The organism is Psychromicrobium silvestre, from assembly GCF_013408295.1.
In the GTDB taxonomy this organism is placed as follows: Bacteria; Actinomycetota; Actinomycetes; order Actinomycetales; family Micrococcaceae; genus Renibacterium; species Renibacterium silvestre.
In genome coordinates this window covers 947,032-965,106 of the sequence record NZ_JACBYQ010000001.1, presented here as the reverse complement: position 1 = coordinate 965,106, position 18,075 = coordinate 947,032, and the positions used below count along the sequence as shown (strand labels likewise).

Genomic DNA, 18,075 nt, shown 5'->3' with positions numbered 1-18,075 from the left:
TCAGGTGTCCTTGGCGACTGGGCCGCCAAGGTGTTGTTCTGCGTTGCGTTTGGTCTTGAGCCAGCCATTTCGTCCGGTAGCAACCCGGAATGCGGCACGGACCAGGCAGATGTAGGTGTAATACACGTACAGCCACATGCCGATACTCCAGCCGATAGTTCGCCACCAGCTAGCCGTCGGCTCGCATTTGATCTTATAGATAGGACCCCACATGGCAAACGGCATGATTCCGAAAAGCAAAGTCATGAGGAGCACCCAGCCGATGTTCTCCAAGCCACCAAAAACGGGCTGACCGGAGAGAGCGCTGATCAGGAAGAAGATGGCCATGCCACCCCAAGTGAGGATGCCTAGGAGCTGCAGATAGGGAAGTATCAAGTAGTAGGTTGACTCGACCACTGACGCATTAGAGAAGTGCCTAGATTTGATGATTTCCGGCAGATATTTAATGCACTGGATATTGCCCTGAGCCCAGCGGGTTCGCTGAGTTACCAACCGTCGCCCGCTGCTAAGCGCTTCCTGGGCTACGTAGGACTCTACTATATGGCGATTCTCATAGCCGGCCAACAACACGTGGACACCGAGTTCGTAGTCCTCCAGGAGAGCACCATGCCACGGTTCTCCGGCTTCGTCCGCGATTTTTTGTAGCACGGAGAGCCGGGTGAATTGCCCATTGCCGCCTAGGCCAACCGAGGCGGTTTTCTCCCGAAGACTCTGCATGGCCACAATCACGGTGCGGAATTCGATGTCCTGCATCCGGAGCAGGGCCCGGCCGAAGAAATTACGAATTGGTTTACCAGGACCCAGGGGAGCGGGATCGTCACGATTCTTCATCCAGACCGAGGTCTGTGCAGCGCCGACCTTTGGATTGGCAAAGACATCCGGGCCTGCCGCCTGCTCGAGTGCATTGGCCGCAAGCTCACCGTCTGCGTCGACGACGCAAACGATCAGTTTTTCCGGATTGACGCCCTCCTCTAGCGAGCTAAGCATCTGATGGTAAGCAGTGTTCAGCGCGTCACCCTTGCCGGTCCTGGCTTCTGGTCGACGACGTTGAACGAGATGCACAAAACGGTCCTTTTGGGCGTAACTTTGCACGATGCTTGAGGTGGCATCCTCACTGTCATCATCAATCACCCAGATATGGGTGCCGGGGAAAGTGCCAGTAAGCCGCTCAATGGTGTTGCCAATGACAGCTTCCTCATCCCGGCAAGGGACCATAAAATGCCATTCGAAGTCTTCGGAGTTTCCGGGAGGATTTGGCTTCCGCCGGAAATAGGGGACCACGATGGAGGTGATGTAAGTGAGAAAGCCGATCAGCAGGAAGACTGCAACTGCCTGGATAATGTTCATTGCTGGGACTTGTGTTTCCGGCCGAAGGAGAGTCGGATGAAGACGATCATGCCCGCAGCGAAGGCCAGCAGCGCAAAGGCGCTTCCGTAACCCTGGTGGGCTGCATCGAAGCCCGCCATGCCGAAGTGGTCCCAGCCAAAGGCAATCATCACGATACGAATCACATTAGCAAGAACGATGATGAGGAAACCAGCCGCCAGTGCCTTAAAGACGGTGCCAATCTTGAAGCGCCTCATTAGTAGAAGTAGCGCGGCCAGCAAAAGCAGCGGTGAAATGATGATGACCGCAGAACACAGCTCGGTGATATCGATACCTCGTGGATTCGCTGTTCCTAAGCCGAAGTAAGCGACCTGGCCGAGGGACAGTGCTTGTCCAGGCACCACCCAAGAGATGGCGAAGGCCGAGATTGTGGCCTCCCAACCTCTTACTACCTCGCTGAAAATCAGCGCCAACACGGCTGCTGAGGCAAGCATGGCAGCGAGAACAACCCTCGGCAGATAGCCGAATACCGACCCGGTCGGGAGATTGTCGCGGTGTTTGCGTTGAGCCGTCACAGTGATTTTTTCCATTCTTATTTCTTCTTGAGCGCGGTACAGCGCTCGGTCCAAGGTGTGGGAGGAGCCCCCCAAGGCGCCCCTCCCACACTATGAGTCGGCGGTTTAGTCCGCCTGGTTTGAGGTGCGTAGTCGACGTCCGCGCAGAAGCAACAGACCACTAGCGATCAGAACGACCGCCACTACTAGCAGGACCCCACCACTGAAACCGGTGGAAGCTAGCACGCCGCCTCCGGCAACAGCTCCAATAAGGGGGCCGCTTCCGCCTCCAGGAGTACCGCCGTACATCAGCGCACGTCCGTTGCTGAAACGGCTACCGCACTCTGGCGACGCCGGACGATCAGCAGCATACCGAACAGAGCGATCAAGCTCGCTCCGCCAATGCCGAGCACCGTCGGGGAGATCATCGGACCGGAAGGCGTCGGCACCACAGTGTTCGGTCCCACCGTTGCATTGGCCAGCGAGATAGCCATTGCGCCACCGGAAAGACCGGGGAACAGGCTAGCCTTGATGGCTGACTGCGTGTAGGAACCGTTGCTGTTGGTAGCAGACGGCTTCAGTACGAAGGACCCGATAACCGAGGCGACGCTGCTGAAAGAAGTCGCAGCCAGATCGGTAACCGTTTTAGCAGCCGCCTGCAGAGTAGCCAGCGCTGCCTTTGCCGCAACATTCAGCGGGAAGGGCAGTGCATTGACCGCAGCAATTGCCGGTGCCAGCATGGTCGCGATACCGGAGTTCACCTTATCGGCCATCAACTGCGGCAGCAGCTTGACCAAATCGGTGTTTGGCGGCACCTGCTCCCAGCTGGGAACTCCCATTGCATTCAGGAACTGATCCTGACCGATGGTGATACCGTTCGGGCCCACCGGGCTGGTGAACGGAGTCAGGCCAGGAACCAATGCACCCAAAGTGTTGTAGGCAGTCTGCAGCAGAGTCAGCGGCGCGCGGAGGGCATCCACCGCGGTGCCGCCGATTACGGCGTTGATGTCGGACACGGTGGACGAACTGGTGGGAGTCCCATCAGCGGCCAAATGCGCCTCGGAAGAGAACTGACCCACATTGAACTGAACCGTGAACACATCCGGCAAGCCAACAGTGCTCGGCTTGATGTTGAACTGTGCCGCCGAGGATCCCGGAGCGCCGGAGGCGGTTACGCCGCCAGCATATGCGTCCGAAGAGCCATCAACACTGGCATCAGCGTAGCGTCCAAAGCCCTGAAGCGTCAGGATCTGACCGATTGGTCCCGGAATCGTGACGCCACCTTCGGCGCCCGAGGTAACCAGCGGTGCTTGGCCGCTATTAGTTGCATCAACAGCACCAATAGATCCAATCGTGGTGCCGAGTACCGATCCGGAGATCAGGTTGGCATCACCATGGGAGATCGTGGTGGCCGCTGAGGCCAAAGAAGCACCCGAAGCCACCATTCCGGCGGCAAGGGCCACAACGGCTCCGGCCTTTAGGCCGCCCCTGAGCCGTCTGCGCGAACGCGAAGACGAGGGAGGTTGTATATCCATATCTACTCCTTCATGGAAGCAACGGTTCCGTCTTGTGAACGAGGCCCGTTGCCGTAATCCATCCGACCTGATGGCCGGACCACTATGGTGTAGATGGAAATGGGATATAGTGACGCAAAATCGCTTGTGACTTAGCTCACAGGTCTGAAAGATTGGCCTTCGACACCGAGACTCTCACTTTCACCGAATGAAACCTTCGAGTAGATCTCTTGCCTCGGAGATGTTCTTCGGCAGGCTCTCGTATTCCAATTGGGTTGCGCCGAGTTCTTCCCCGAAGCTCCTCAGCAAGGACTCCTGTAGGTGCAATAGAGAACTGAAGTTGGTGGTGCTGCGTTCCAGCAGAACCAGAATGGTTCCTTGGCTGTAGCTCACGGTTGCCCCTGAATCCCTGAGTGTCTGAGCAGCTAGTTCACCGAGCTTTGCCTCGAAGAACCAAGAATCGAGTCCCGAGGCGGGCGGTAGCTGAGTAAATTTTAACGCCCCAAGTGCCCAGTGCTGAGCCGTGTTCCGGACCGCCATTGAATCGGTCAGCACACGGTGGAAATGCGCGGAGGTGGAAAGGCCTGTGCCTGGTTCCGTGCACGATATTGCGGGGCCTGGCTCCCAGCCAACGACCCAACCCTCCACGAATCCTTGGAGGCAATCCAGGTCAACATCCTGTTCGGCAGCCTGATAGAGCAGGCGGAAGTCAGCAATCGACTCGGCAATACTCACTCCGCTAAATCCTCGGCTATTGCCAATTTTGCGGGCGAGTTCCACAGACAGCTGACCTTCGTCCGCCATCGATTCGGCAGCGATTTCGAGCTCCGGGGTCCGCCAATCGCCCTCAGTCCGCCAGCACTGGGCAGCTGAGAGCGTCTCCCATCGCTTGATCAGGGCCTGTGTGCTGTCTTTGCGGGGTAAGTCGAATAGGCGGGGAAATCTCATACTTGGTAGTAGTCGGAACGGGCATTTAGTGACGCGACATCTCAAAATGTGACAATGAGCATAAAATTTCATTTTTCGCGTCATCAAAACGAGAAAACTTCTACTTAAGCTATGTGCAACACAATGCGATCCGAGTTTTAGCGACCGACTCCGCCTCACAAGGGTCAGAGAGTGACGGTCAGCTCATCGCCCGCGTCCGGGGCGGGAATACAATTGCCTTCGAAGAGCTCTATCTGCGTCATAAAGCAGTGGCGCATGCGGTGGCCAGGGAGAACGCGGACAACGCCAGTGACGCGGAGGACATAGTTTCCGAAGCTTTTTCCTACTTGCTGGCAAAGCTTAGAGCGGGTGAGGGGCCGGACAACTTCTTCCGAGGTTACCTGCTCACGGCTGTACGCCGTACCGCTTACGCCCGGAATAGATCGGCCGTGAAGACTAGGCCTTCTGCCGACGATCTGATTTTGGATCGACCGCTAATGGAACCAGACCGGATCATCGAAGAATTCGAATCCACCGCGATGGTGCGAGCTTTCTCCGATCTGCCGGAACGCTGGCAGAGCGTGCTGTGGTATCTCGATGTTGAGCAGGAAAAAACCCAAACTGTGGCCGAGCGGATGGGTATCTCGGCAAACTCCGTCTCTGCATTGGTGATGCGCGCTCGAGTTGGCTTGCGGACCAATTACCTTCAGCAACACCTGAGCCCAGATCAGGGCCGCGAATGCCGTGGGTACATCCGCCAACTCGCGAAGTATGTCAGTGGCACTTTGTCGAAATCCTCACGTTCCGGCGTCGAAGATCACCTGACTGATTGCGCCCGGTGCACACAACTACTTCTCACCCTCAAAGACACCAACCCTGCCTTCCGTGCCGCGATTGTGCCAGCGATCGCGGGAATCAGCTATCTGGCCTATCTCAACCTTCCTCCGGTAGGAAACCTTCCGCTGCCCCGAGCCAGGGGGTTGCAGAGCATCCTGCGATCCACCGGAGTCGGAGTTGGTCTGGGGAGCGCAGCCGGTGTCGCCGCAGTGGCGGCCGCGGCTTCGGTGATCCTGATGTCCAGCAGTCTGCCGGTGGCTCCCTCCGTGGAGGGAAATCAGCAGGGATCCTCGCCTGCAGCCGTTGCGATAGGCCGACAGCCTGCGGCAGCACCGTCGTCGAAATCTTCCGCGAAAAGCAAGCCGGAGGCAACGAAACCAGCCCAGCTGGTCGCGGGGCCGACCACTTCTGAGTTCAGCCTGCCGCAGTCCCTGGTGAGCCCGCAGCAACAAAGCTCATTGGCTACCACGCCGGTGAATATTGCGCCGTTGACAACTGGTCAGGCGAGTAGTCCGGTGCTAAGTTCTCCGGCCCCGCAAGTAGTGAGTAAGCCGGTAGCTACGGCTCAGCAGCCCACGGTGGCTCCGGTCGCCGAACCGGCAACCCCAACGGATCCGACTGTCAGTACCCCTGATCCGATCATCAGTACCCCGGACCCGACCACACCCACCGAACCATCAACACCAACCACTCCGGTGTTACAAGCGATGACGGTGCAGACGAGTTCTTTAGCGCTGCTTGGTGCTTTCCATCAGATCACCACGACGCTCACCCCACCGGTGGGGACTACCGCAACCGATCTCACGGTGGTGTTCAAACTAGACTCAGCAGCCTCTTTTGTGCCGATCCAACCACTGAATCCTTTGGGCTGGGGCTGTGACCGGGGTAGTGATGACCAAACTTATACCTGCAAGATCTCTGGTGTGGTTAGTACCCCGATGATTCTCACCCAGACCATCAGCATTCTCTCGACCGGAGCCACATCCACCGTCGAGGTAACCGTTAGTGGTACCGGAATCGCCCCCTCCACCTCGAGCTTGGCGATCTGAGCTTGAGGTCTTGATAGCAATTTGATAGCAGCAGGCTGCTAAATTCACTGTTATGACTGAGCAGAATCCGCGGCTAGTTAGGGTCTACGACGAACTTAACTCGGGCACCTGGGACACGGATTTCTATGCCGCTCAACTGAGTGCAGAACCACTTCGAGTTGCCGATATTGGTTGCGGGACCGGCGCCTTTGCGGTGCGATTAGCCCGGCTTGGTCATCAGGTGGTAGGAGTTGATCCGAGCTCCGCGATGCTCGATTTCGCCCGTAGGCGTGAGGGCGCCGAGCTGGTTCATTGGCTGGACGGCACCGCCGAGAGCCTTCCCTCAGGTCCTTTTGATGCTGCGTTGATGATGGGCCATGCTTTCCAGTGCCTATTGAGTGATGAGGCTATTTTGGCAACACTCCGGGCGGTGAGATCTCGTTTGGCCCCGGGTGGCAGGTTCATGTTCGAATCCCGAAACCCGGTGGCAAAGGCTTGGCTGGGCTGGAACACTCCGGAAAACCAGCCGAGCCGGACAGAGACCGCCTCGGAAGGCCCGCTCGAAGAGAGCTACCGGGTGCTCAGTGCCAAGAATGAGCTGGTGGATTTCGAATGCTGGAACAAATTCCTCTCCGATGACGAAGAGATCACCGAACGTGCCACCCTGCGCTTCGCTCCAGCCTCGACCCTGGACACTCTGCTGGCTGCTGCGGGATTCGGTGCGATTCGCTGGTTCGGTGACTGGAATGGGGCTGATTTCGATCCGCGGAGCAGCGCCGAGATCATTGTGATTGCTGCCTCCTGATTCGACCGTCCTCAGAGCTGTCATTTCTTGGCAAGCTCAGCAACCCGAGTTGTACTCGCAGTGCGATAGTCTGCGAAATATCAGCTTTTAGTGGCAGCAGATTCGGGCACCGGAGGACGGATGCAGCAGGAAATCAGGCTAACGAAGGACATCAGTATTCTTGCGGATGGTCTGGTCCAGGACAAGAGGTTAGCGGTTGAAACCCAACGGCTGGTCCGTAAGTTCCGCAGACTTAAGTGGTTCTTCTTAGTTGTGCTGATATTGATTTGCTCCGGTGTGGTGAGCCTCCTAGTTTTCCTCACTAGACCGACCTGGGGCGGATTCGTCGAGGTCCCGGCAACCGTGACGAGTCAACATCACTATTACTACAGAGGAGATCATTGCCAGGTCGGGGTGCGTTTTAGCTTCCGCGGCGAGCAGCGCAATGCTAGTTTCGACACCTCAAACATCTGCACGGTAGCCCCGGTTATTGGCGCGGCCGTCACCTTGGCTGTTGACCCAGCTGATCCTAGTGACGTCTTGATCAAGGGATATGACGGATTTCAACGAGAGCTACCTTATTTCTTCGGGTTTTTCGGCTTGGTATTCATAGGGCTGTGCTCTGCATTCCTCAGACTTGCGATGTCCAACGAACGTCGTATTCGGGCAGTGGGCAGGAGAGGAAGCTGGATGCAATTGACAGCCGTGGTCTTCCGACGGGCACGTTATCGGAGGTCGGTAACGCTGATTCTGCAGGCCACTGGGGTCGATAGAAAACCGGAACTCATCGGATTGAATTTGCCGGATAGCTGGCCTGGAGTCCTCGGATTGAAGGAAAGCAGCAGCCTTAGCTGCTGGATAGCGGCCGACGGTGATGGCCAAGTCTTGCTGTCGGCTCCGGATGTCGTTCGGGTCTACTTAGTCGGAATCTCGCTGCCTAATGATTTTGAGCTCCGTGCCATGCAGAGCTAATCGGCGATATCGAGGTCCTAATCTCCTGGTGGCTACGGAGTGAAACGCCTGGTGGCTACGCCTAGAACTTCCTCCATTGTCCTTCGGAGATCACCTCAACCGATCCGTCGACTACCTTGATGGCTGTCTGCTCGTCAATGGCGTAGGCCGGGATGTCGATGTCTGCGGCCCACCGCTCCGCGTCAGCCATCGTGTTGCTTGGGAAGGCGTTCAGGTGCGGAAAGATCGAGAAGTCGACGACTCCCAAGGTGCGGTCGTCCGGTGCGGACGGCCACTCGACGAAATAGGCCCCGATTCGAGGCGTCATCACCATGCTTCCGGCACTTACGCCCACCCAGACCATCTCCGGCAGCGAAGACAGCTGATCAGCAAGCCCAGACTCTCGGATCCAGTGGTACAGGTAGGTAGCGTCGCCGCCGTCAACCAAGAGTACGTCCGCTTCCTCGATCCAGGGCACCCATCGTTCCGCACCGATCGTGGGCAGCGCGGTGAGCTCAAGGACGCCGATCGAAGCCCAGCCCAAGCCGGAGATGTGTAGCCCTTCGGGACTGGCGGCTATGAAACCCTGCACCGTCGTCGGGCCGCACATCGGATGACCCCACTGGGCGGTTGGAATGCAGAGGGCGTGGCACTCGGAGATTGGCTTGCCTAGTAGCTGCAGGAGAGCCGAGTGGATGCTGGGGTTTGTGACGCCGCCTGAGGTAAGCAAGAGCTTCAAGGTGCCTCCAAATGAGTGCTCGGAAGACATCCGGGACCAAAGGCCCTGGACCGTCCGGCAATGATTTAGCCATCCTAGTTCTCTCTGAGACGGAAAGGAGGAGGGTGGGAGTCTTGGGGAAGCTCCCACCCTCCTCGTTATCACCACTCCAGCTCATCAACAGGGGAGGGGACCCTTGTTGATGAGCTTGTATGGAGGGGATGCGGAGCGGTACGGATCACCTTTCGTAACAGGTGCTCCGAACCGCAAGCTATTAGTGCGTTCCCGGTAGCTCAACCCTGGCTCCGGTGTTCGCTGAATGAGAATCGTCGTCTGGGCTCCATGCCCAGAAGGACCTGAACATCAATAATTATGAGCAAGACCTCCAAGGGGGGTGTTCACCTTGTTTGATCCGGCCATCATTGCGCACTGAATTCTGAAAATCAGTCACAGGAGGGCACTCCGAGCTAATTTTTCGCCGGCGCGGCCCTCCGAAGCTCTAGGCTTGCCGTTCTGTGATAGAAGGTAGCAATGGAGTTAACAAGACTGGATCGCAAATTACTTCTGGTGCTCCAGAGGTCACCTCGGATGCCCTGGGCTCAGGTGTCGCAACTGGTTGGAGCGAGCGCCGCTACCTGTCAGCGACGATGGGAAGAGATCCGAGATGCCGGAAATGCCTGGATTACGGTAGGTCCCATTGGATCGGCGGGGGAACCCGTTGTCTTCGGTCTCAAGCTGGCATGCGCCCCGGGACAACTGCGGAGCTCTGTCCAATCGTTATCGGACTCGCCGCAGGTGCTCGGACTCGATACCGCTATTGGTCAGTTCAACATCATGGCTGTGGTGCTGACTCCTTCGCTGGACGCGATCAATGACTTCCTTGACAGCAAACTCCCATCGCATATCACTGCGTACGAAACTGTTCTTTTTACCAAGCTGATATCCGGAACCTTCGATTGGTTTCTGTCCGCTATCAATGACGAAGAGCGCGCCATCATTGCCAAGATCCCTCGGAGTGTTCGCCTGGATCCCTCTGATTTCAAGGACCAGAATCTGGACCGGGTTGATAAGGCGATACTGGCGAAGCTTCATCTCAATGCCCGAGCCGCGACTGTGGATATTGCCGCCGCGGTAGTGAGCGAACTGGGCGGACAAAACGACGTATCGGCCCGAACAATTTCACGCAGGACCGAATACTTGGTGTCTCGCCAAGGATTCCGGATTCAATGCGAGGTTTTGCCTGAGTTCGTTGGCCTCCAGGCCACTGTCCATTTTTGGTTGCGGTTTCCGCCGCAAAATTATCGTGAAGTGATCGGCTTGGTTCGCAGTTTGCCCGAGGTGAGGTTCGCCTATTTCACCCCAGGCCGGACAAACCTATTTCTCTACGTCTGGTTGGGGAACGCTGAAGATCGCATCGGCTATGAATCGAGGCTGGCTCGGTTAATACCAGGGCTTGAGATCGTAGAGTCGGTACAGATAACCAGAACCTATAAGAGAACGGGCGCCGTTATACTCGACGCCGGAAAGCCGAGGCATACCGGCTGGGAGGATCGATGATAATCCCGCGCACTTTGTCGTAAGGTCTACCGATCAACAGGTGTGGCGATTGTCTCCACGGTCCTCGTTTCCGAGGGTTGCTCGGCCGGTATGAGAGTCACACCCTTGCTAGCGACGCTATTGCGGCGAAGAATGAGGGTGTGACTCTCATATGCAGGGCAGCGCCCTGTCGGTCCGTTATTAGGAAAAGGTTGCCCCTGCGCGCCTTTTCCAGCTGCCGCACTTCTAGAACAGACCGAGCAGCTGCCTTCCTGCGTGAACGATCCCCCATCGCTCATTTATAAGTGTCGCTACGGAAGAAACGTGTCGCAGAATAATCTGTAATTTTTTTCGGAGGTCCTCATCTGACTTGCTGTGAGACGTTGCGGGGGAGTAGGCCGTCATCATTTCGGGCATCAGACCAGGTTCTGCAAGAACGTGCCAACCGTTTTTTGCTCGAGTGGAGTTGCCTCGCATTCCAGTCTGGTCTGATCTTTTAGACCGGGGTGGATATCTTCGATCACCAATTGACAGTAGTGGAGCCGGACGAAGTTCTCCGCAGTGTTGGGCAAGAGGAAATAGAGGATGCGGTGGTCATAGGCCACTACCGCCTTCGTTTCTTCGAAGGTGGAGAGGCAGATTTGTCCAAGATTGGCCTGCAGGCTCCAGACGCCCGGGGCCGCCCAAAGCTCGGCCTTATCGGGTAGCCGAATCACCGCAAGAATCGTGTTCTCCGCCGAATCGTCGGAGAGGCAGTTGTCGAGCAGTATTTTTTCCAGATGCGAAATAGTCGAAAGGCCTGTTCCGGGTTCGACGCAGTAGGCACCGGGTGGATCCACTAGTCCGGTCGCCCATCCTTCGGCAAGCGCCTGAAGTGCGCTCACATCAACTTCGAGATCTAGGGCGGCAAAACCGCACCTGAAGTCTTCGAAAGTCTCGGCGATCCCCACACCTGCCTCGGCTCGTGCGAAACCGAGATTCGAAGCCATCGGTTCAAGTTTGCCACCCAGGACCATAGCCTGAGCAATAACTCCCACCTCTGGGAGGAACCAATCTCCGGCGTCACGCCAGCCCGCCGACTGTGACATGATTGACCATTTATGTAAGAATTTATCCACTAGACTGCTTGAGATCTCCGATCCGCCAATATGTCGCGTGCTCATGTACATAGGTGTCCTGAATGAAGTGATCGTGTCGCAGATACTCCTTGTGATGCTGATCACAAGGAGCCAAGGTGCTGTGCTGCTACCGATAGCGGGCTCGGAAAATAGTTGATGCGCGTGAATGGATAGGTGAGGACATGTCCTCTCAGAAAAATGAATATGCCCCAGGCCGAGAAAAAACTTCTAGCGACGCAGAGCTGATCACTCTCGTTAAAGCTGGCCAAGAGGAGGCATTCGATGAACTTTATCGTCGGCATCATTCCATTGCGCTGGCCATCGCAAGACAAAACGTAGACACTCCCTCTGACGCCGAAGATATCGCGGCCGAAGCTTTTGCTCATGTCCTGGCCATGTTGAAAGCAGGCAGTGGCCCAGAGAACTTTTTTCGAGCTTATCTACTGACCGTGGTGACACGGACGGCGCACCGGGCGAACGCGAAAAATTCTCGGATTCGAGCCACCGACGATGAACAAATGCTTGATGTTTCCGTGGAAGACGAGATCCCTGAGCTGGAAGCCATCGATTCTCGTGCGGTGGCAGAGGCCTTTCAAGAATTGCCAGAACGGTGGCGCGCTACCCTTTGGTACATTGACGTAGAGGGGCAGAAGCCCGCTTCGGTCGGGGTCATCCTTGGTATCTCCGCAAATGCTGTCTCCTCTCTTGCGGGAAGAGCGCGAGATGCGCTTCGCAGTGGCTACCTTCAAAAACATGTTCAGACCGTTGCGCTTGACGATTGTCGTCCTTTCGCGAACAACCTTGGTAGTTATGTCACGGGGAGTCTGCGGAAGTTCACCAGGGATCAAGTGACCGAGCATCTCTCAAGTTGTTCGAAGTGTACGGCCCTCCTGGTAGAGCTCTCCGATATTCGAGGAACTATGCGAAGAGCGTTGGTTCCAGCCATTACGGGCCTTAGCGCCGCTAGCTACCAAGCCACGGCGCAGCCCCTTGGCTTTGGTGATGCCGTGACTGGCTCTGCTGTGGCGAAGTCCAAGGTTGTCATTTTGATCGGTTCAACTATTGCTGTGGTCGGGATCTTGGCTCTCCTCACCATCCACCTCTTCGGTGTTGGGCCCGATCGGCCCCTGAAGGAGGCTGCGAAGTTAATCCCCCAAGAGGTTGCCGTGGCCCAAACACCGGTGCCGGTAAAAAAACCTTTGCAAACGCCGACGCCAAGTAAGCCCGCTCTTGTCCCGGTTCCAGCACCGGCAGCTACGACTCAGCCGCCAGTTACGGCTCCAGTGGCTGTTCCGGTGCCTGTCCCTACACCCACACCTACGCGGGTCCCGACCAAGGTGACCGGCCAGATCCTCGCTGCATCGACTCCCTCGGGGTCGTCATCGGTCAGCATTTCGATGGTGGCAGATGGAACTCAACCGCTTTCTTTCTTGAAGGTTGAGCTAAAGCTCGGTCCGGGAAAAGTTTTCTCCCAGTCTCAACCTGCACAGGCCTCAGGATGGTCCTGTTCGGCACCTACCGGGGCGAAGGATCTCATCGTTTGCACGACGGACCAGGGGAGTAAAACCCCGCTGTCCTTGAGTGCAAACATAGATTCTGGATCCCCTACTTCTCTTAGCCTGACAATCTCGGGGACCGGAATCACGACCACCAGTTCTTCTAGAACTGTCTAGCACCTAGGATTTCCTCGGCTAAATCAGTAACCCTTTCCAACGTCGGACTAACTGTGCATACTGTTTGAATGAACAAGCCGGAGTTGGTTTCAGCCCAGCAGTGGCAGCGAGCTCGGGATGAACTGTTGGTGGCGGAGAAGGAACTTACCCGTGCGCAGGATGCCCTGGCTGCGCGACGCCGTCGACTGCCAATGGTCAGTTTTAGTAACCACTATGTGTTCGATACACCCACTGGCCCAGCAACCCTGCTCGATCTATTCGATGGCCGCGAGCAATTGGCGCTCTACCAGTTCATGGACGTTGGGCCTGAGCACTTCTGCCCGGGTTGCACCTGGTTCACCAATAATGTTCCCGATACTGGTCTGGCTGGATTGGCACAGAACGGTGTCAGTTGGGTCACGGTCTCGGATATGCCGCTGGAACAGATCGAATCCTATAAGCAGCGCAAGGGTTGGACGCTACCTTTCGTTTCATCCCACGGCACCAGTTTCTCCGAAGACTGCGGGGTGGGCGGCGGTTTCATGTTGAGCATGTTTTTGCGGGACGGCGATGAGGTGTACCGAACTTACAACACCACCTCCCGTGGCGTTGACCGTTTGGTTTTCAGCAACAGCATTCTCGATCTGATGCCATTTGGCAGGCAGGAAAGCTGGGAAGATTCCCCAGCTGGATGGCCACAACAGCCTTGAACCACGGTGTAGCTGTGGAGCGGACTTGATGATCGTCCGGTAAGTGAATTTTCGGGCGTGTCTGCTGGTAACTCGTCTCCCGTCGCCGCTCCCATTTTCCTTATGCAAGCGGTATCCGACGTTTCGTTCCGACATTCAAGTTGCTAGCACCTGGGCATGGCGACTCCTTTGGGGCGCGTAAATAAAGGGCTTTCCCCCGGTCTGCAATTATCACAGAGTGGGGGGTGCTTCTTTCATTTACCGGAATCTGGAGCCTCGATTGATGTTTTCTTAATCACGTTCATAAAGTTCAAGAAAATCGCGTCAGTGGTTAGGGGAATTGGCTACTTAAGGTTTGTGCATCGCTTCATGATGAACCTTGTGACGAAAGGGAGCTAAACCTTGGGGAGCCATACCTCGGAAAGAAAACCGCACACCTCACTGAAAAAGGTGGCTGGCAGGATACGAGGTATTGCCTTGGCCAGGGCTGGTGTTATTGCCTTGTTACTAAGCGCGGGATTGGTTCCAGCAGGAGTTTCGACGGCGTCGGCCGCACCGACAGTGCAGCCGGAGACCGCGCCGGATTGTGCCGCTCTGCCCGGAGAAGCAGCGCAGACTCGTCTTGGTTCGGTGTTCGTCCGTCCGGACGCTGGCCCGACGCAGTACTCGGACTGGTGGTGGGGCTCCACCGCAGGGGTCACGGAATGGCCCGACACGGTCAATTTGCTCGCGAAAGCCTGCGTGGATTCGGTCATAGTGCAAGACACTGCCCAGACCTGGACAGGTACTAACCAAATCCCAGGTATGGGCGCGGAGCAACAAGGTCCTTGCATCGTGAAGGATACGAAGGGGCGGTGGGTGCAGCCGCTGTTTAGTTCAACTGATTCGGAGTGGGATGCCTCCCGCGTCCGATATAACAGCGCCGTGTCTGGACCGGTCTCGTGTGTGAATGCCCCGGAGCGGCGTGCGGACCAGGTCGGTGCGATATTGGCGGCGGCAAAGGCTCGAACTGATTCAAGCGGGAGACCCTTCAAAGTATGGCTGGGCCTGCAGCTTGATGAGAATGCTTGGTTTGGCGGCGGATCGAGTAACGATGCCTGGATGGCCCAGCAAACCGCCTTGTCTAAGGACCTTGTGGATGCATTGTGGGCTAAGTACGGACCGAGCAACGCCGCAGGGTCGGTACCGGGGCATACGGATTATTCCTCGATGATCGCGGGTTTTTACTTGCCGTTTGAGGCGAACAACACCGAATACACCACCTCGACCGCTGCGGATCAGGCTGCCCGGAAGAAACGGTTTGATCTGTTGAATGCTTACACCGATACGGTCTCGACTTACATCACCAGCAAGCAATCTTCCCTCGGGGTGATGGTGGCTCCATATCACTCGGGAAAGATCGGCGCAGATCCAGCCAGCGCCGCGGAAAAAGACAGACGAGCTGATTACCAAAGCGTGGTTACTGAGCTTTTGAAAAACTCGGCAGTTAGTGTTTATGCCCCGCAGGACATGTTGGGTGCGCAGGGCGCTTCGCCGACCGATATTGCTCCTTGGTTTATTGCCGCTAGGGCGGGGATCAGTGCGTCCGGCAAACCCACAAAACTGTGGGCAACCTCTGAAACCTACTCTATGCAGGGTGCCTCGAACATGCCGATCGGCGAATTAACTGCCCATATGAAAGCGGCGAACACCGTCATCTCAGGCTTGAGTCCTTCTGTCGCTGGTATTGATGGATATGCCGGTTTCTCATTGAATAACCTGAACCGCAATGCCTGGGCATTCAATGCTTCTTTGAACACCCTGTCTTACCGGGCGTACCTGTCGTACTTGGCTCTAGGCTGGTCTCCGCCGCAAGTTGTGCCGGCCATGAACGCAGACCGGCCCGCTGAGGGGAACACCGTGAGCGCCGTCCGGTTAGGAGGGAGCAATAACTATAACGTTCAGGTCGAGTTCCCCTTCCTGCCCACTGCCGTGCCGGATTTCGGAGGCACGATGTATTCCCCGGTGGCAGGCTATCAGATCTACCGCAATGGTCAAGCTGTCCGACAACTACCCCAACCACTAAAACAAAAAACCACTCCGGCGACGGTGGTTGACGGAAACAGCGACGGATATCCCGATGTCGACACCACTGCTCGTGCAGGCACGAGTACCGGAGCAACCGGGGTTCTCGGATTCACTGACCCTAACCTGCAACCGGGAAACACCTACACCTACCAGGTTGCCGCTTTCGATGCTTTCGGCAATACCGGACCCAAATCACCGGGTACGGCGGTGGTGTTCCCCACCGACGCAATCAGCGTCGTGAACGACACGGGCAACCCGGACTCCCCGCAGGACAAGGGCACTGATATTGGAATCAACGCTCCCTACACCTTCTTTCCATCGAGCGTTGACGCGTCCAAAGGATCCGACGGCTCAGGGGCTTGGCTAGATTACAACCAGTACATCAGTCCGAACACTTCCAGCACTGGTGGGTCATACCCCGACGGTGTAGCCGGGCCGAAGCTTTCGGACGGTAATACCGGCGAACCAACTTTCAAAGACCCAGCTTGGACGGGGATCTCTAATGCCGGTGGTACCTACACCATCACCTACAACCTCGGTACCGATACTCAAATACACACCGTTAACACGCACTGGCTCAACGATCCCGCGGGTGGGATCTCACCGCCAGCCGGGATCAGCGCCGAATGGGCACCGGACCCCGCCGGTACCGGTGGAACTGCCGTTTACCACTCCTTCGCCTCGGGGGCTGTTGACCCAGGAACAGGGACCAATACGGCTGGAGCAACTCCTGTCACCGGGATTCCAGCAGGAACAGCCGGTTGGTTCAGTACCTCCCTGCCCGCTGGGCAAACCGCGAATGCCCGGATAATCCGGCTCACCGTCACACCCGGAACCGCAGGAGACTGGTCAATGATTTCCGAGGTTGAGGCTCTCACTGCCTCGGGTGTCGCCGTCGAGCCCTGTACTCGGTCGTCGACTTATACCTGCATTGCTCTGGCCAGGGGAGGGAGCCCACTGAAAGTTAGGTACCAAGAACAGCCCTGGGAGAGTACCGACCCTATTAAAACCGGTCGACTCACTGACCCGACGGTTCCCGCCCACCCTGCCGATCCGTGGACCACAAACCCCGTCGGTTGGGACACCACCGTCCCTGGCTGGTGTAAACCAGATGCTGGAACTACCTGCGGGCAAGGTTCATCGGCAACGATAACTGCTGTTGTTGACCTTGGTACGAATCAGCCCATCGGAAGTCTCAGCTCATCCTGGTACAACCTGCCTGGCTACGGGGTGTTGCCGCCAACCGCCGTGACCATGGCCTACCGGCACGAACAAGACCAGGTAGGAGCTGATACCGGATTTCAAGCAGCAACACAGGCAGCCACCGATAGCGGAGCTGGTAAGTACACGACCTTCAACGCCACGGTGCCTGTCCCAGCCACCGGTAATCCCGTGACAGCTAGGTGGATCCGCTACACCATCAATATTTCCCAGACCGGCAGCTCGGCAGCACAATGGTTGATCGCTGATCGGCTTAATGTCCGGACGCCTATTGCGGACTCTCTGACAAACAACCAAAACACCCTAGCCGCCTACCGCACAGGAAACACCAACAACCCCGGTTACAACCCTGGGGAGCCAATCGATCCCGACACAAACAATCCGACAAGCCCGCTTCCTCAGGGTACAGCGCCTTTGCTTCCTAAAGACCAAACTGTAGGGAACGCTATGCCCGAGCCATGCACATCTGCGTCTGCGAACTGTGTTGCTCGGGATACCACCAGCGGGATCAATGCCCTGACTAAAACCGACGGAACTGGAAAATCCCCCTTGGTCAATGCCGAGGAGTGGTGGAAACCAGGTACGCCCTGGGTTGGGTTGAGTAATTCGATCGGCTGGGACTTAACGCTTGCCCCTGCCTGGCAACCACACCTAGGTGTTCCGACAGCACGGATGGACGAAACTCAGATTAGTTTCTTGCGCTCAGCTAACTCCGGAATTCAACTTCCCTCAAGCGTGGACCTGTATTACAGCACCACAGCTGTGGATGACGCTAAAGCAACTTGGAAATGGACCCGGTCCACTGCAGTGGCTCCGATTCTGCCTCCGTACCTGCCCGATAATACCGAATTCATTCACAGCTACACCTTCCCTCCCTTCACCACCGACAACGGCTCCACCATCGGCAAGCTCCGCTTCCATCTCAACACCAACGGGATCGCTTACTCACCCCGTTTGAATGCAACTATTTGGAGAAATGTTCCGTGATTGATACCTCTAGTAATTTGATGGCGAGTTTTTGGGTTCGTAGGCGTCTTCTTGTGAGGAGGTGGGTTAGTGCTGTTCTCCTGAGCCTAGGGGCAGCCTTGCTATGTAGTGGAGTTCTGGCTCCGGGTTCGGCGCAGGCTGTGGTCAGTGAGTACGATCCAACGGA

Annotated in this window: 13 protein-coding genes and 1 pseudogene; 8 read left to right on the top strand and 6 right to left on the bottom strand. The window is 56.7% G+C overall.

Annotated features, from left to right (window positions below):
• The 4 genes from FHU41_RS04545 to FHU41_RS04530 all read right to left on the bottom strand — a co-directional run bounded on the left by FHU41_RS04545 (position 1) and on the right by FHU41_RS04530 (position 4,342).
• Positions 1–1,347 (bottom strand): XrtP-associated glycosyltransferase, encoded by a 1,347-nt coding sequence (locus FHU41_RS04545; protein ID WP_179388416.1) that lies wholly within the window; start codon positions 1,345–1,347, stop codon positions 1–3.
• Positions 1,344–1,916 (bottom strand): exosortase S, encoded by a 573-nt coding sequence (gene xrtS, locus FHU41_RS04540; protein WP_179388415.1) that lies wholly within the window; start codon positions 1,914–1,916, stop codon positions 1,344–1,346. The genes FHU41_RS04545 and xrtS overlap by 4 nt, the downstream gene beginning before the upstream one ends.
• A 272-nt stretch (positions 1,917–2,188) precedes the next feature.
• A complete protein-coding gene (locus tag FHU41_RS04535; protein ID WP_179388414.1) occupies positions 2,189–3,415 on the bottom strand; it encodes a hypothetical protein in 1,227 nt (408 codons plus the stop codon).
• 180 nt (positions 3,416–3,595) lie between these two features.
• Entirely contained in the window at positions 3,596–4,342 is a 747-nt protein-coding gene (locus FHU41_RS04530; RefSeq protein ID WP_179388413.1) for a hypothetical protein, read from the bottom strand.
• 113 nt (positions 4,343–4,455) lie between these two features.
• Between FHU41_RS04530 and FHU41_RS04525 the strand changes: the two genes are divergently transcribed.
• The 3 genes from FHU41_RS04525 (at position 4,456) to FHU41_RS04515 (ending at position 7,942) form a co-directional block, all read left to right on the top strand.
• The gene (locus FHU41_RS04525) at positions 4,456–6,207 is read left to right on the top strand and encodes a sigma-70 family RNA polymerase sigma factor (RefSeq protein WP_179388412.1); all 1,752 of its coding nucleotides are present in this window, start codon (positions 4,456–4,458) and stop codon (positions 6,205–6,207) included.
• Between the two features lie 52 nt (positions 6,208–6,259).
• Positions 6,260–6,991, top strand: a complete 732-nt coding sequence (locus tag FHU41_RS04520) for a class I SAM-dependent methyltransferase (RefSeq protein WP_179388411.1) — start codon at positions 6,260–6,262, stop codon at positions 6,989–6,991.
• A 90-nt stretch (positions 6,992–7,081) separates the two neighbouring features.
• Positions 7,082–7,942 carry a DUF3592 domain-containing protein gene (locus FHU41_RS04515; RefSeq protein WP_179388410.1) on the top strand — a complete coding sequence of 287 codons (861 nt, stop codon included), beginning with the start codon at positions 7,082–7,084 and terminating at the stop codon, positions 7,940–7,942.
• A 61-nt stretch (positions 7,943–8,003) separates the two neighbouring features.
• Here the strand turns inward: FHU41_RS04515 and FHU41_RS04510 are convergent, their stop codons facing one another.
• A complete protein-coding gene (locus tag FHU41_RS04510) occupies positions 8,004–8,660 on the bottom strand; it encodes a Type 1 glutamine amidotransferase-like domain-containing protein (RefSeq protein ID WP_179388409.1) in 657 nt (218 codons plus the stop codon).
• Positions 8,661–9,170: 510 nt separating this feature from the next.
• Here FHU41_RS04510 and FHU41_RS15475 point away from each other — a divergent pair.
• Both FHU41_RS15475 and FHU41_RS04505 read left to right on the top strand, forming a co-directional pair.
• Positions 9,171–9,281 (top strand): annotated as a pseudogene (locus tag FHU41_RS15475) (AsnC family transcriptional regulator); the annotation flags it as partial.
• A 192-nt stretch (positions 9,282–9,473) separates the two neighbouring features.
• Positions 9,474–10,196, top strand: coding sequence for an Lrp/AsnC family transcriptional regulator (locus tag FHU41_RS04505; protein ID WP_246279428.1), 723 nt, complete (start codon positions 9,474–9,476; stop codon positions 10,194–10,196).
• 395 nt (positions 10,197–10,591) lie between these two features.
• Here the strand turns inward: FHU41_RS04505 and FHU41_RS04500 are convergent, their stop codons facing one another.
• Positions 10,592–11,263 (bottom strand): hypothetical protein, encoded by a 672-nt coding sequence (locus FHU41_RS04500; RefSeq protein ID WP_179388407.1) that lies wholly within the window; start codon positions 11,261–11,263, stop codon positions 10,592–10,594.
• 212 nt (positions 11,264–11,475) lie between these two features.
• Here FHU41_RS04500 and FHU41_RS15470 point away from each other — a divergent pair, with 212 nt between their 5' ends.
• The 3 genes from FHU41_RS15470 (at position 11,476) to FHU41_RS04485 (ending at position 17,909) form a co-directional block, all read left to right on the top strand.
• Positions 11,476–12,966 carry a sigma-70 family RNA polymerase sigma factor gene (locus FHU41_RS15470; RefSeq protein ID WP_179388406.1) on the top strand — a complete coding sequence of 497 codons (1,491 nt, stop codon included), beginning with the start codon at positions 11,476–11,478 and terminating at the stop codon, positions 12,964–12,966.
• A 68-nt stretch (positions 12,967–13,034) separates the two neighbouring features.
• Entirely contained in the window at positions 13,035–13,655 is a 621-nt protein-coding gene (locus FHU41_RS04490) for a DUF899 domain-containing protein (RefSeq protein ID WP_179388405.1), read from the top strand.
• A gap of 429 nt (positions 13,656–14,084) precedes the next feature.
• Positions 14,085–17,909: a DUF4434 domain-containing protein gene (locus tag FHU41_RS04485; protein WP_179388404.1), complete on the top strand. Its 3,825-nt coding sequence runs from the start codon at positions 14,085–14,087 to the stop codon at positions 17,907–17,909.
• Positions 17,910–18,075: the final 166 nt, after the last annotated feature.

Bases quoted from the DNA above. Each gene is read 5' to 3' on its own strand.
- FHU41_RS04545 (WP_179388416.1), bottom strand. From the start codon at position 1,347: ATGAACATTATCCAGGCAGTTGCAGTCTTCCTGCTGATCGGCTTTCTC.
- xrtS (WP_179388415.1), bottom strand. From the start codon at position 1,916: ATGGAAAAAATCACTGTGACGGCTCAACGCAAACACCGCGACAATCTC.
- FHU41_RS04535 (WP_179388414.1), bottom strand. From the start codon at position 3,415: ATGGATATACAACCTCCCTCGTCTTCGCGTTCGCGCAGACGGCTCAGG.
- FHU41_RS04530 (WP_179388413.1), bottom strand. From the start codon at position 4,342: ATGAGATTTCCCCGCCTATTCGACTTACCCCGCAAAGACAGCACACAG.
- FHU41_RS04520 (WP_179388411.1), top strand. From the start codon at position 6,260: ATGACTGAGCAGAATCCGCGGCTAGTTAGGGTCTACGACGAACTTAAC.
- FHU41_RS04505 (WP_246279428.1), top strand. From the start codon at position 9,474: ATGGCTGTGGTGCTGACTCCTTCGCTGGACGCGATCAATGACTTCCTT.
- FHU41_RS04500 (WP_179388407.1), bottom strand. From the start codon at position 11,263: ATGTCACAGTCGGCGGGCTGGCGTGACGCCGGAGATTGGTTCCTCCCA.
- FHU41_RS15470 (WP_179388406.1), top strand. From the start codon at position 11,476: ATGTCCTCTCAGAAAAATGAATATGCCCCAGGCCGAGAAAAAACTTCT.
- FHU41_RS04490 (WP_179388405.1), top strand. From the start codon at position 13,035: ATGAACAAGCCGGAGTTGGTTTCAGCCCAGCAGTGGCAGCGAGCTCGG.